The following is a 12,590-nucleotide window of genomic DNA, read 5'->3' as shown; positions in this document are numbered from 1 at the left end:
CCCCGCGAACCCCGCTGGGCCGCCCGGCCCTGCGGTCCGGCATCGCCGTGCCCTGCGGTGGCGCCGCCACGTGATCGAACGAGTACGAGGAGACACGCATGTCCACCGGATCCCTCAGCACCCTGCGCCGCCTGGTCGCCGCCGGAGTCATCGGCCTGGCCGCGATGCTCTCCCTGACCGCCTGCAACGGCGACGCCGGCGGCGACGAGGTCGGCGCCGAGCAGGACGGGGGCGGCGGGGAGAGCATGCAGGAAGGGGGCGGCGAGGAGAGCATGCAGGACGGCGGTGAGGAGTCCATGGACGAGAGCTCCGGGGACGGAATGGGAGGAGAAGAAGAGGACCCCATGGACGAGGGTTCCGGCGACGGCATGGACGACGAGGGGGACACGGGCGACGGCGACGGCGAGGGTATGCAGGACGAAGGCGGGGACATGGAGGACGGCCGGTAGCGCCGCACGGGCCCGCGCCCCCTGCGCGGGCCCGCCGCCGCGGTTCCTGGTCGACGCCGCTACGCAGGGTTAGACTCGCCGCGTCGCCGACGTGCGCCGATCGGCCGGTTTGCGGCCGACGGCATCGGCGGGGGTGTCCCACTTCGAGGAGGAGCCGGATGCAGACGCGAACCGTGGGTAGGCTGCGGCGCTTGGTCGCCGCGGGAGCCATCGGCCTGGCGGCCGTCTTCTCGCTCGCCGCCTGCAACGACGACTCGGGAGGCGACGGGGAGGACTCCCAGGAGGAGGGCGAGATCGGAGAGGAAGAGAGCGGGGAAGGCGAGGACGACGGCGGGTACTGAGGTGTCCCGCGTCGAGCGGCGGTGACCCGCTGCCGCCGCTGCCGTCCCTGTGGCCGCCCGCCGGTGTGCGGACGTCCGGCCTGTGCTGTGCGGTCCAGGGCTCGGCCGCCCGCGCCGCGGTGACGCGGATACGGGCGCCCAGCGGCGCCGTGCCGGGTCAGGGGTTGTGCACGACCACGTCGGCGTTTTCCCGGGGCCGGTGGCCGGCGTAGAAGGCGTCCTCCTGGCGTGCCCACATCGATCGGTAGGGGGCGTATCCGGCGGCGTCGGCGCGCCGGTCCAGCCGCGCCTCCCGCACGGCGTCCGGAGCGTGCACCCAGGCCAGCAGCGACAGGAACGGGCGCAGCTCCCGGCCGCCGGATCCGCAGCCCTCGACGATCAGCAGTTCCTCGACGGGCGTCCGCTGCCACGGACCCGGCGCGCCGCGCTCCCAGTCGTAGCGCCGCCAGCGCGGATCCTCCCCGCAGGCCAGCGGCTCCAGAATCCACCGGCGCACCAGCGGCACCGACGCCTCCAGGCCTTCCCAGCCTGGATAGACGTCGTCCATGTGCACCAGCGGGCAGTCGGCCTCGGCGGCGGCGCGTCCGGCGAGTTCGGTCTTGCCTGCTCCCGATCTGCCTTCCACGGCCATCACCCGGCAGCGTCCGGCCCGCGCGGGCGAGTCGCGCAGCATCGCGGACAGCCTGCGGACCCAGTCGTCTCCGGCTGTGCTCAGCGCGGCCGCGGCGGGCGCGCACCGGCCGGAGCCCGACTCCCGCGCTGAATTCAAGTCTTGTAAGCTCCCTTTCACCAGCAGCGCCTGCGTTCAGCACCGAGGAGAGGGCCAGTGACCGACGTCGAGGTGACACCCGGCTCCCAGGCGGCGCTGCGGCGGGCCAACCAGCAGCGCGTCGTGGACGCGCTGCGCAGCGGCGGGACCCTGACCCAGGCCGAACTCGCCCGGGGCACCGGTCTCTCACCGGCCAGCGTCTCCAACATCGTACGCAACCTGCGGGCGGCGGGAACCGTCTCGGTGCGCGAAACCTCCTCCAACGGCCGCCGGGCGCGGGCGGTCACGCTGATCCGCCCGCCCGGCGCCGTCGTGGCGCTGGACTTCACCCCGGACCGCCTCACCGCCGCCCTGGGCGACAGCCAGGGGGCGGTGCTGGCGCGCGAAAGCATCGCCTACGACACGGGCGCCGAGCCCGAGCGCGCCGTGCGGCGGGCGGTGTGGCTGGTCGAGACTCTGCTGACGCGCCTGCGGGTGGACCACGCGACCATCGCCGCGGTCACCGCCTCCGTACCCGGCCCCGTCGATCTCAGGACCGGCGAGATCGGCGCCGTCACCTGCATGCCGCGGTGGGCCGGGTTCCGCCCGGCCGAGGCGCTGTCGGCGCGGCTGCGTGTTCCGGTCCAGGCCGAGAACGACGCCAACCTGTGCGCGCTGGCCGAGATGCGCGACGGCGCCGCCGCGGGCTGCGAGCACCTGATCTACGTGCACATCAGCGAGGGCGTGGGCGCCGGCATCGTCGTCGACGGCAGGATCTTCCGCGGCGCCGGCGGCACGGCCGGCGAGATCGGGCACATCGGGCTGGACGAGCGCGGCCAGGTGTGCCGCTGCGGAAACCGCGGGTGCCTGGAGACCCTGCTGGGCTCGGTCTACCTGCTGGGGATGCTGCCCCAGCAGGGCGAGCAGACGCCTGCGAACGTCGCGCAGCTGGTCGCCGCCGCCGAGGAGGGCGACCCGGGGTGCCGCAGGGTGGTGGCCGAGGCCGGCGCCGCGCTCGGCCGCGGGCTCGGCGTTCTGGCCAACACCTTCAACCCGGAGCTGGTGGTGCTGGGCGGCGAGCTGATGGAGGCGGGCGAGGCGCTGCTGGAACCGGTGCGCCGTTCGCTGGAGCTGGGCACGCTGGGAAGCGCGCTATCGCAGATGGGCATCGTGCGCGGTGGCCTGGGCGACGACGCGGCCCTGCGCGGGGCGTTGCTGCTGGCAGCCGCGGCGGCTCCGGAAACGTGACCGTAAAATCGCAGCACGGTTCACAGACCTTCACATTTCGGGCATCATGGCTCTGACCTGCTGTTCTTCTGTATTTAGTGGTTGAATGAACTGTCTGTGACATTTCAGTTATGTGTTCAAGGCTTGACGTCAACCGGCGAAGGGGCTTGACTTCACCGCATTGGTCCACCGAGTGATCCGGCGCACAACTGCGTCGGATGTCCCCCACGCATCCTGCTCGGGGACCGCAAGAGGAGGTCAACCCGTTGAATAAGCGAAGCGGATTCATGTTCCGCGCCGCGGTCGGGGCGGCAGCGGCACTGTCCCTGCTCGCGACCGGCTGCGGCGCCACCACCACCGGCGCCTCGGACGAGGGCGGCACGGCGAGCGTGGAGGAGGGCTTCAAGGTCGGACTGCTCCTGCCGGAGACCAAGACGGCACGGTACGAGGAGTTCGACAAGCCGTACTTCCAGGAGTCGCTCAAGGAGATCTGCGAGAAGTGCGAGCTTCTCTACCAGAACGCCGATCAGGAGACCTCCAAGCAGCAGTCCCAGGCTGAGGCGATGCTGACCTCGGGCGTGGACGTGCTCGTGCTCGACGCGGTCGACGCGGAGTCCGCCTCCGGGATCGTCAAGAACGCCAAGAGCCAGGGTGTTCCGGTCGTCGCCTACGACCGCCTGGCCCAGGGCGGCGTGGACTACTACGTCTCCTTCGACAACCGCCGCGTGGGCGAGGTGCAGGGCCAGTCGCTGCTCCAGGCGCTCGACGAGGAGGGCTCCGGCAAGGACGCCAAGATCGTGATGATCAACGGCTCCCCGACCGACCCCAACGCCGCCCTGTTCAAGAAGGGCGCGCACGACGTACTGGACGGCCAGGTCGAGGTCGCCGCCGAGTACGACACCCCGGAGTGGAACCCCGACGAGGCGCAGACGGAGATGGAGCAGGCCATCACCTCCGTCGGCGCTGACGAGATCGACGGCGTCTACGTCGCCAACGACGGCATGGCCGCGGGCGTCGTGGCCGCGCTGAAGAGCGCCGGCGTCGACGACCTGCCCCCCATCACCGGTCAGGACGCCGAGATCGCCGGCATCCAGCGCCTCGTCAGCGGCGAGCAGTACATGACCGTCTACAAGGCCATCCGGCCCGAGGCCCGTGTGGCCGCCGAGATGGCCGTGGCCGCGGCGACGGGCGAGAAGTACGAGGGCGGCGACGACTACGGCCTGACCAAGGTCGAGGACGGCGACGGCAAGGAGATCGAGTCGGTGCTGATCGAGCCGGTGCCGGTGACCGTCGACGAGATCGAGGACACCGTGGTCTCCGACGGCTTCTACACCGTCGACGAGATCTGCACGCAGCGGTTCGCCGACAGCGACTTCTGCAAGAGCATCGACGAGCAGTAGCGCGTACGCCGCGTGAAGGACGGGCGCCGGTCCGCTAACCGGCGCCCGTCTTGAGAACGGGACCACACGAGACACGCGACTCCCGTCGTGGGCGCAGCCTAAAGGACGCGACATTGAGTAGACCAGTCCTGGAACTGTCCGGGATATCCAAGAGCTTCGGCGCTGTGCAGGCGCTCAACCAGGTCGACCTGACGGTCGCCCCGGGTGAGGTCGTCGCCCTCCTGGGCGACAACGGTGCGGGCAAATCCACCCTCGTCAAAGTGATCGCCGGTGTGAACCCGGCCGACAGCGGCGACATCCTCTGGGAGGGCAAGCCGGTCGAGATCGGCCGGCCCGCCGACGCCCAGCGCCTGGGGATCGCGACGATCTACCAGGACCTTGCGTTGTGCGACAACCTGGACATCGTCGCCAACCTGTTCCTGGGCGTAGAGAAGACCGCCTTCGGTGCCCTCGACGAGGTCGAGATGGAGCGGCGGGCGCTGAAGCTGCTCGACTCCCTCTCGGTCAAGATGCCCAGCCTCCGGGTGCCCGTCGCCTCCCTCTCCGGCGGGCAGCGGCAGATCATCGCGATCGCCCGCTCCCTGCTGGGCGAGCCGAAGGTCGTGCTGCTGGACGAGCCCACCGCCGCGCTGGGCGTGGCTCAGACCGCCCAGGTCCTCGACCTGATCGAGCGCCTGCGCGATCGGGGACTCGGCGTCCTCATCATCAGCCACAACATGGCCGACGTCCGCGCCGTCGCCGACCGGGCCGCAGTGCTGCGCCTGGGACGCAACGCCGGCGACTTCGGTGTCGAGGACACCAGCTACGAGGAGATCGTGGCGGCCATCACCGGCGCGTCCGACAACCCGGTCGCCCGCCGCGCTTCGGCGACCCGGACGGAGGAAGCGTGATGGCACAGCAAGCACCCGCCTCCAGCGACGCCGGGACCGGCAAGGACCCCGCATTCGAGCAGGACCCGCGGCTGATCGTCACCCGCACCAGCCCTGCGAGCCTGCTGGCCGCGATCAAGCGGCGGATCCGCGGCGGCGAGCTGGGGCCGCTGCCGGTGATCGTCGGCCTCGTCCTCATCTGCGTCGTCTTCCAGCTCCTGCACGAGCGGTTCCTCTCGCCGCAGAACCTGTCCAACCTCACGGTTCAGATCGCCGGTGTGGGCCTGATGACCACCGGCGTCATCATGGTGCTGCTCCTGGGCGAGATCGACCTGTCCATCGGCTCGGTGGCCGGCGCCTCGGCGGCGGTTCTGGCCGTTCTGGCGGTGCGGATGGGCGTGTCCGAATGGCTCGCCATCGCCGCCGCGGCCGCCACCGGCCTGGTCATCGGCATCCTGCACGGCACCATGTTCGCGAAAGTCGGCGTGCCGGCGTTCGTCGTCACCCTGGCGGGCCTGTTGGGCTGGCAAGGCGTGCAGCTGCAGCTGCTGGGCAGCGACGGCACGATCAACATCAGCGACAGCGGTCCCATTGCCGCTCTCACCCACACGTTCTTCGTGCCGGCCTTCGGCTGGGGCATCGCGGCGGTGGCGGTGTGCGGGTTCGTGGCCTTCACGCTCTACGGAGAGCGCCGCCGCGCGACCGCCGGGCTCGTCGCCATGTCGCCGCTGGAGATCGCGGTGCGCAGCCTCGCCCTGGCCGTCCCGGTCTTCGGCGCGGTCTACGTGCTCAACCAGTACAAGGGCGTGCCGCTGGCGTTCCTGATCTTCGTGGGGTTCGTGGTCGCCTTCGACCTGATGCTGCGCAAGACGCGCTACGGGCGCATGGTCTTCGCGGTCGGCGGCGGAGCCGAAGCGGCCCGCCGCGCCGGAATCAACGTCGACCGGGTGCGGATCTCGGTGTTCGCGCTGGCCTCGATGCTCTCGGCCCTGGGCGGCATCATGCTGGTCTCGCGTTCCTTCTCGGCCAGCCTGGACACCGCTGCCGGCGAGGAGCTGATGATGGGCATCGCCGCCGCGGTCATCGGCGGAACCAGCCTCTTCGGCGGTCGCGGCAACGCCTACTCCGCGCTGCTCGGCGGACTGGTGCTGGGCGCGATCACCTCGGGCCTGTACCTGCTGCAGATGGGCACTCCGGTGCGGTTCATGATCACAGCCCTGGTGCTGCTGGTCGCCGTCACCCTCGACGCGATGTCGCGCCGCAGCCGCCGCGCGCACGCACGAGGAGGCTGACCGACCCTCGCGTGCGCACTCCCGGCGCACGCGTCCCCGGCCGCCCCGTCCCTCTCCCACCCCGGTGCGGTGCGGCCCTCCCGGCGCCCCCAGAGCCCTCCCCTCTGGGGGCGCCGACCTGTGCACGGGGGAGCCGGAGGCGGGAGATACATCCCATGGCCCTACCCCTGAGTTCCGACCGGACAAAGGGGGATATAGCGTCAGCCTTCTATGCCCGAACTCTCCTTCATTCTGGTGGCGGGCACGGCCGTGCTGCTGGGCGCCGTCGTGCAGACCAGCGTCGGCCTGGGACTGGGGCTGCTGGCCGCGCCCGTGGTGGCGCTGCTGGAGCCCTCCCTGATGCCGGGGGCGATGCTGATCGCCACATGCGTGCTGCCCGCGTTCACGGTCGCGGTGGAGTGGCGCGGCATCGACCGCCACGGACTGCTCTGGGCGCTCGTCGGGCGCACACCGGGAGCCGTGGCCGGGGTCTGGCTCGTGGCCACCGCGGCCCCCGAGGCGATCGCAGGCGGGGTGGGTGCGATGGTGCTGGTCGCGGTAGTCCTGTCGGTGCGCGAGGTGCGGGTGCGCATCCGCCGCCGGTCGCTGCTGGCCGCCGGCCTGGTGTCCGGGTTCACCGGTACCGCGACCTCCATCGGCGGGCCGCCCGTCGCCCTCCTCTACCAGCACGAGAGCGCCGACCGCATCCGCGGCACCCTGGGCGCCTACTTCCTCGTCAGCACCCTGATGTCCCTGTGCATGCTGGCCGTCGGCGGCGAACTGCACGCCGAGGAGGTCGCCGCCGGACTGTGGCTCATGCCCTTCGTGGTGGCCGGGTTCCTGGCCGGGCGCCCGCTGTGCCGCGTCATCGACGCGGGCCGCATGCGGGCCGCCCTGCTCATCGTGGTCACCGTCTCCGGCGCCGTCCTGCTGGCGCAGTCGGTGCTGGGGTAGGTTCGATGGCGATGAGCGCCCCACGCCGCACTGCGGACGCACAAGGGCCCGAGGAGGCCGAGGAGGCCGGTCCCGGCGGACGGCCCGCCCGGCGCCCCGGCAAGGAGGAGCTCGCGGCCGCCCGCGGAGCCGTGATCCCCGACATCCTCGCGCCCGGCCTGGACGTCCTCTTCTGCGGCATCAACCCCGGCCTCTACTCCGGCTGGAGCGGCCACCACTTCGCCCGCCCCGGCAACCGGTTCTGGCCCGCTCTGCACCTGGCCGGCCTCACCCCCCGGCGGCTGCGCCCCGAGGAGCAGCACCTGCTCCCGCAGTGGGGGCTGGGGGTCACCAACCTGGCCGCGCGGACCACCGCGCGCGCCGACGAGTTGGATGCCGAGGAACTGCGGGCGGGCGCCGCGGCCCTGGAGCGCACGCTGCGCCGCCACCGGCCCGCGGCGCTGGCGGTGCTGGGAGTGACGGCATTCCGCCAGGCGTTCGGCGACCCGGCGGCCAGGATCGGTCCGCGCCCGGAGCCGGTCGCCGGCACGCCGGTGTGGGTGCTGCCCAACCCCAGCGGCCTCAACGCCCATTGGAGCACGGACGGCATCGCGTCCGAGATGCGCCGGGTGGCCGAGGCGGCGCGGGCGAGGGGCGGACTCGGTTAACGCGCGCTTCGGGCGGCTCATAGACTCGGTGCAACCGAGCAGGATGGGCGTGCCGGGCGCGCAGGAGGCACCGCTGTGCCGGACACGCCGGACGAGGGGACTGACGAGACGTTGACGCAACTCGACTCGCTGCGCAATCCGGAGGACCTGAAACGGCTTCCGGTGGAGAACCTGCCGCGGCTTGCCGCCGAGATCCGGGAGTTCCTCATCACCGAGGTCACCCGCACCGGAGGCCACCTGGGTCCCAACCTGGGCGTCGTCGAGCTCACCCTGGCGCTGCACCGGGTCTTCGACTCGCCGCGCGACCCGATCCTCTTCGACACCGGCCACCAGTCCTACGTGCACAAGATCCTCACCGGCCGCCGGGACTTCTCCAAGCTGCGCAGCCAGGGCGGGATGTCGGGCTACCCCTCGCGCGAGGAGTCCGAGCACGACTTCATCGAGAACTCCCACGCCTCCACCGTCCTCTCCTACGCCGACGGACTGGCCAAGGCCAACGTCATCCAGCGCCGCTCCGACCGCACCGTGGCGGCCGTGGTCGGCGACGGCGCCCTCACCGGCGGCATGGCCTGGGAGGCGCTGAACAACATCGCCTCCGCCCCCGACCGCCGGGTGGTGGTCGTCGTCAACGACAACGGCCGCTCCTACTCGCCGACCACCGGCGGACTGGCCGACCACCTCGCGTCGCTGCGCATGACCCAGGGCTACGAGCAGGCCCTCGATCTGGCCAAGACCGCGCTGAACCGCGCACCGGTGGTGGGCCAGCCGCTGTACGAGGCGTTGCACGGGTTGAAGAAGGGCCTCAAGGACGCCATCCAGCCGCAGATGATGTTCGAGGACCTCGGCATCAAGTACCTCGGCCCCATCGACGGCCACGACGAGCAAGCGGTGGAGAAGGCGCTGCGCCGCGCGCGCGCCTTCGGCGGCCCGGTGATCGTGCACTGCCTGACCCAGAAGGGCAAGGGCTACGCACCCGCCGAGAACCACGAGGAGGACCAGTTCCACGCCATCGGCGCGGCCAAGCCCGCGCCGGCGTCGGCGGAGCAGCCCGCGCCCGCCCCGCAGAAGTGGACCAAGGTCTTCAGCCAGGAGATGGTCGCCCTCGGCGCCGAACGCTCCGACATCGTGGGCATCACCGCCGCGATGCTGCACCCCACAGGCCTGGCGCCGTTCGCCGAGGCCTACCCCGACCGCTGCTTCGACGTTGGCATCGCCGAGCAGCACGCCGCCACCTCGGCCACCGCGCTGGCCATGGGCGGGCTGCACCCCGTCGTCGCGGTCTACGCCACCTTCCTCAACCGCTGCTTCGACCAGGTCCTGATGGACGCCGCCCTGCACCGCCAGGGCGTCACCTTCTGCCTGGACCGCTCCGGAGTCACCGGCCCCGACGGCGCCAGCCACCACGGCATGTGGGACCTGTCCATCCTCCAGGTGGTGCCCGGACTGCGCCTGGCCGTGCCGCGCGACGCGCCCCGGTTGCGCGAGCAGCTCCGCGAGGCCGTCGACGTGGACGACGCGCCGACCGCCCTGCGCTACCCCACCGGCGCGGTGGCGCCCGAGATCGAGGCGGTGAGCCGCCTCGGCTCGATGGACGTGCTGCGCCGGGCCACCCGCGGCGGCCAGAGCGAGGACCTGCTGCTCGTCGCCGTGGGGCCGATGGCCCAGACCTGCTGCGAGGTCGCCGACCGCATGGCCGACCAGGGCATCGGCGTCACCGTGGTCGACCCGCGCTGGGTGAAGCCGCTCGACCCGGTGCTCGTCGAGGAGGCCGCCCGCCACCGGGTGGTCGCGGTGGTCGAGGACAACGGCCGCGTGGGCGCCGTGGGCGACGCCGTGGCACGCGCGCTGCGCGACGCCGACCTGGACATGCCGGTGCGAACCTTCGGAATCGAGCAGGAGTTCCTGCACCACGCCAAGCGCGACGACATCCTCGCCGAGCTGGGGCTGTCCCCTCAGAGCCTGGCCCGCAAGCTCACCGAGACCGTCTCGCGCCACTCCGAGCGCCGGGCCGCCGAGGAGGCAGCCAGCAAGTAAGAATCCCCGTTCCGCGCCAGAAAGGCGTGCCGCCTCCCGTGCTCTTCCCGGATCCCGGATCCCGGATCCCGGGAACCCGCCCGGTCCCGGGCGCCGTCCGGCGGCCGAACAGGCGACGGCGGCGCCGGAACCGGTCGTGCCGGCAGTGCAGCGCGATGCCGGGGTCATGGGTCAGAATGGGGCCATGACGACTCCCGACCCCCTGCGGGTGGCGGTGATCGGCTCCGGCCCCGCCGGCGTCTACACCGCCGACGCGCTCACCAGGCAGGGCCGTGAAGAGGTGGCCGTCGACATCGTCGACCGGCTGCCCACCCCTTACGGCTTGGTGCGCTACGGCGTCGCTCCCGACCACTTCAAGATCAAGGGTGTGGCGCGGTCCCTGCGCGAGGTGCTGGAGCGTCCCGGCGTGCGCTTCGTCGGCGGCGTCGAGTTCGGGCGCCACCTCACCCGCGAGAGCCTGGCGCGCGCCTACCACGCGGTCGTCTACGCCACCGGCGCCAGCGTCGACCGCCGGATGGGTGTTCCCGGGGAGGACCTACCGGGCAGTGTTGCGGCGACCGACTTCGTCAACTGGTACTGCGGCCACCCCGACTCCGAAGTCGAGTCCTTCCTGCTCGACTCCGAGGAGGTCGCCGTGGTCGGGGCGGGCAACGTCGCCATCGACGTCGTGCGCATCCTGGCCAAGAGCGCCGACGAGCTCCGCCGAACCGACGTTCCCCAGCCCATGCTCGACGTGCTGGCCGCCAGCAAGATCCGGCGCATCGCCCTGGTGGCCCGGCGCGGCCCTCTGCAGGCCAAGTTCACCGCGCCCGAGCTGCGGGACCTCGGCAGGCTCGACAACGCCGAGGTGCTGGTGCGGCCCGAGCAGGTCGACGTTGATCCCGACGGCGCTGCCGTGCTCGGTGCCGCGCGCGCGGCGCGCACCAACCTGAAGATCCTGTCCGAGTGGGCCGCGCGGCCCGCCCGCGACCTCCCGCGCACGATCGAGCTGCGGTTCTGGGCGCGCCCGGCCGAGGTCCTGGGCGCCGAGCGCACCGCGGGCCTGCGGGTGGAGGAGACCGAGCTGGACGGCGAAGGGCGCCTGCGCGGTACCGGCGCCTTCGACACGGTCGACGCCGGCATGGTCTTCCGGTCGATCGGCTACGCGGGGATCCCGCTGCCGGGGGTGCCCTTCGACGAGGACTCGCGCACCGTCCCGCACAGCGAGGGCCGGGTGCTGGGCACCGACGGCGGGGTGCGCTCGGGCGACTACGTCGCCGGGTGGATCAAGCGGGGCGCCACCGGCGTGATCGGCACCAACAAGTCGGACGCGGCCGCCACGGTGCGCAGCCTCCTCGACGACGCCGGCGAGCTGCGCGCCGCGGCCCCCTCAGGCGGACTGCAGCCGGTCGAGGACGTGCTGCAGGGCAGCGGCGCCGAGGTCGCCTACTACGGCGACTGGCTGAGCATCGACGCCGCCGAGGCCGAGCTCGGCGCCTCGCTGGGTCGCGGCGAGCGCGTCAAGCTGCGCAGCTGGTCGGACATGTACGGCGCCATCGGCCGGTGAGGAGCCCGAGGCGCGTCGCGCGGCGGCCCGGCCCCACTCAGCGGATTTCGGAGTCGGGCGCGGCGTAGGTGTTGCAGGCGCCGAGGGTGTCCTGGTGGGCACCGCTGTCGAACCAGTGGCGGCGGTTGCCGCCCGAGCCGTGGGTGTCCAGGTCGTTGCCGCTGCCGATGAAGCCGCCGACCCGGTCGATCTCGGCGTCGCCGACGTCCAGACCCCGCATGGCCACCCCGGACAGGCACTCGGCCTGCAGCTCCGTGCGGCGCAGGGCCTCCATCCGCGCCTCCTCGTCGGGCGCCTCGTGCTCCAAGGCATAGCTGACGTCCAGGATTCCGGCGAGCTGCTGCACGTGGTGCCCGTATTCGTGGGCCAGCAGTTGGCTCCACACGCCGCGCTGGTCGGCCCGGGGCACCTGACCGGACAGCTCGGTGACATTGGGGAGTACGACGGTGACGGCCATCGGCTCGCCCTCGTAGTAGGCCAGGGTCATCCCCTCCTCGCCGGACCCGGCGTCGGGGTTGGTGCGGGTGACCCGGAACTCCGGCTCGACGGCACGAAGGCCCAGCTCCTCCAGCCGCGGCCGCCACAGCTCGCCCAGGCACTCCGAGAGCGTGCCGTTGAAGGCGCGCCAGGAGTCGGCCGAATCCGGGTCGAGCTCGGGCGGGGAGCACTCCACCGGCTCGGGGGCCGGCAGTTCGTAGGCCGGGTGGTCGGTCACGTCCACCTCGACCGCGGCGGGGCGGGCGGAGAACCCGTCGCTGGTGTGCCGGGCGGGGTCGGCGGCCGCCGGTGCGGGCTGCGGCTGCTCCGGCGGGGGAGCGAGAACCACCAGCAGCACGCACACTGTGAAGGTGGCCACCGAGGTGAGCGCGGCGGCGGCCACGGCCACCCACACCGCCGGTGTGCGGTCCGGGCGCGGCGGCGGGCCGTACGCGACCCGCTCGGCGACGGGCCACGCGGCCGCGCCCGGCGCCCCGGCGAACGGCGCGGCCTGCGGCGCTCGGGGGACGGTCGGCGCAGAAGGGCTGCCGGGCCCCGGCGGGAGGTCGCCGTCAGGGGAGGGCTCCACAGGGGACTCTTCTCGGTCGTGCGGCTATGCGGCTGTGC

General features: G+C 72.5%; 12 protein-coding genes. 10 read left to right on the top strand and 2 right to left on the bottom strand.

Features of this window, described 5'->3' with window-relative positions; genetic code table 11:
* Nucleotides 1-98 precede the first annotated feature (98 nt).
* Together RM446_RS12095 and RM446_RS12090 are read left to right on the top strand one after the other, a co-directional pair.
* Complete coding sequence (locus RM446_RS12095; protein WP_311545339.1) at nucleotides 99-449, top strand: hypothetical protein; 351 nt, start codon at nucleotides 99-101, stop codon at nucleotides 447-449.
* Nucleotides 450-607: 158 nt separating this feature from the next.
* Nucleotides 608-790, top strand: coding sequence for a hypothetical protein (locus tag RM446_RS12090; RefSeq protein ID WP_311545338.1), 183 nt, complete (start codon nucleotides 608-610; stop codon nucleotides 788-790).
* A 157-nt stretch (nucleotides 791-947) separates the two neighbouring features.
* Here the strand turns inward: RM446_RS12090 and RM446_RS12085 are convergent, their stop codons facing one another.
* Entirely contained in the window at nucleotides 948-1,559 is a 612-nt protein-coding gene (locus RM446_RS12085; protein ID WP_311545337.1) for a nucleoside/nucleotide kinase family protein, read from the bottom strand.
* A gap of 57 nt (nucleotides 1,560-1,616) precedes the next feature.
* On the opposite strand from RM446_RS12085, the gene RM446_RS12080 reads away from it, so the two are divergent.
* The 8 genes from RM446_RS12080 to RM446_RS12045 all read left to right on the top strand — a co-directional run bounded on the left by RM446_RS12080 (nucleotide 1,617) and on the right by RM446_RS12045 (nucleotide 11,486).
* Nucleotides 1,617-2,786 carry an ROK family transcriptional regulator gene (locus RM446_RS12080; protein WP_311545336.1) on the top strand — a complete coding sequence of 390 codons (1,170 nt, stop codon included), beginning with the start codon at nucleotides 1,617-1,619 and terminating at the stop codon, nucleotides 2,784-2,786.
* A 266-nt stretch (nucleotides 2,787-3,052) separates the two neighbouring features.
* Nucleotides 3,053-4,165 carry an ABC transporter substrate-binding protein gene (locus RM446_RS12075; RefSeq protein ID WP_311545509.1) on the top strand — a complete coding sequence of 371 codons (1,113 nt, stop codon included), beginning with the start codon at nucleotides 3,053-3,055 and terminating at the stop codon, nucleotides 4,163-4,165.
* 113 nt (nucleotides 4,166-4,278) lie between these two features.
* Nucleotides 4,279-5,055: an ATP-binding cassette domain-containing protein gene (locus RM446_RS12070; RefSeq protein WP_311545335.1), complete on the top strand. Its 777-nt coding sequence runs from the start codon at nucleotides 4,279-4,281 to the stop codon at nucleotides 5,053-5,055.
* Nucleotides 5,055-6,326, top strand: coding sequence for a sugar ABC transporter permease (locus RM446_RS12065; RefSeq protein WP_311545334.1), 1,272 nt, complete (start codon nucleotides 5,055-5,057; stop codon nucleotides 6,324-6,326). Before RM446_RS12070 ends, RM446_RS12065 begins: the two co-directional genes overlap by 1 nt.
* 210 nt (nucleotides 6,327-6,536) lie before the next feature.
* Complete coding sequence (locus RM446_RS12060; RefSeq protein ID WP_311545333.1) at nucleotides 6,537-7,259, top strand: sulfite exporter TauE/SafE family protein; 723 nt, start codon at nucleotides 6,537-6,539, stop codon at nucleotides 7,257-7,259.
* An 11-nt stretch (nucleotides 7,260-7,270) separates the two neighbouring features.
* A complete protein-coding gene (gene mug / locus RM446_RS12055) occupies nucleotides 7,271-7,906 on the top strand; it encodes a G/U mismatch-specific DNA glycosylase (protein WP_311545332.1) in 636 nt (211 codons plus the stop codon).
* Nucleotides 7,907-8,017: 111 nt separating this feature from the next.
* Nucleotides 8,018-9,940 (top strand): 1-deoxy-D-xylulose-5-phosphate synthase, encoded by a 1,923-nt coding sequence (gene dxs, locus RM446_RS12050; protein ID WP_311545508.1) that lies wholly within the window; start codon nucleotides 8,018-8,020, stop codon nucleotides 9,938-9,940.
* Nucleotides 9,941-10,124: 184 nt separating this feature from the next.
* A complete protein-coding gene (locus RM446_RS12045; RefSeq protein WP_311545331.1) occupies nucleotides 10,125-11,486 on the top strand; it encodes an FAD-dependent oxidoreductase in 1,362 nt (453 codons plus the stop codon).
* Nucleotides 11,487-11,523: 37 nt separating this feature from the next.
* Here RM446_RS12045 and RM446_RS12040 read toward each other — a convergent pair whose 3' ends face one another.
* A complete protein-coding gene (locus RM446_RS12040; protein WP_311545330.1) occupies nucleotides 11,524-12,552 on the bottom strand; it encodes a neutral zinc metallopeptidase in 1,029 nt (342 codons plus the stop codon).
* Nucleotides 12,553-12,590: the final 38 nt, after the last annotated feature.

Source organism: Streptomonospora wellingtoniae (genome assembly GCF_031845375.1).
GTDB classification, from domain to species: Bacteria; Actinomycetota; Actinomycetes; order Streptosporangiales; family Streptosporangiaceae; genus Streptomonospora; species Streptomonospora wellingtoniae.
Note: the sequence above shows the minus strand (reverse complement) of the source record. Positions and strands in the feature narration are given on the sequence as shown.

What these genes read in the sequence shown, in the direction of transcription:
- RM446_RS12095 (WP_311545339.1), top strand. Translation starts at nt 99, where the DNA reads ATGTCCACCGGATCCCTCAGCACCCTGCGCCGCCTGGTCGCCGCCGGA.
- RM446_RS12090 (WP_311545338.1), top strand. Translation starts at nt 608, where the DNA reads ATGCAGACGCGAACCGTGGGTAGGCTGCGGCGCTTGGTCGCCGCGGGA.
- RM446_RS12075 (WP_311545509.1), top strand. Translation starts at nt 3,053, where the DNA reads ATGTTCCGCGCCGCGGTCGGGGCGGCAGCGGCACTGTCCCTGCTCGCG.
- RM446_RS12065 (WP_311545334.1), top strand. Translation starts at nt 5,055, where the DNA reads ATGGCACAGCAAGCACCCGCCTCCAGCGACGCCGGGACCGGCAAGGAC.
- RM446_RS12060 (WP_311545333.1), top strand. Translation starts at nt 6,537, where the DNA reads ATGCCCGAACTCTCCTTCATTCTGGTGGCGGGCACGGCCGTGCTGCTG.
- mug (WP_311545332.1), top strand. Translation starts at nt 7,271, where the DNA reads ATGAGCGCCCCACGCCGCACTGCGGACGCACAAGGGCCCGAGGAGGCC.
- RM446_RS12045 (WP_311545331.1), top strand. Translation starts at nt 10,125, where the DNA reads ATGACGACTCCCGACCCCCTGCGGGTGGCGGTGATCGGCTCCGGCCCC.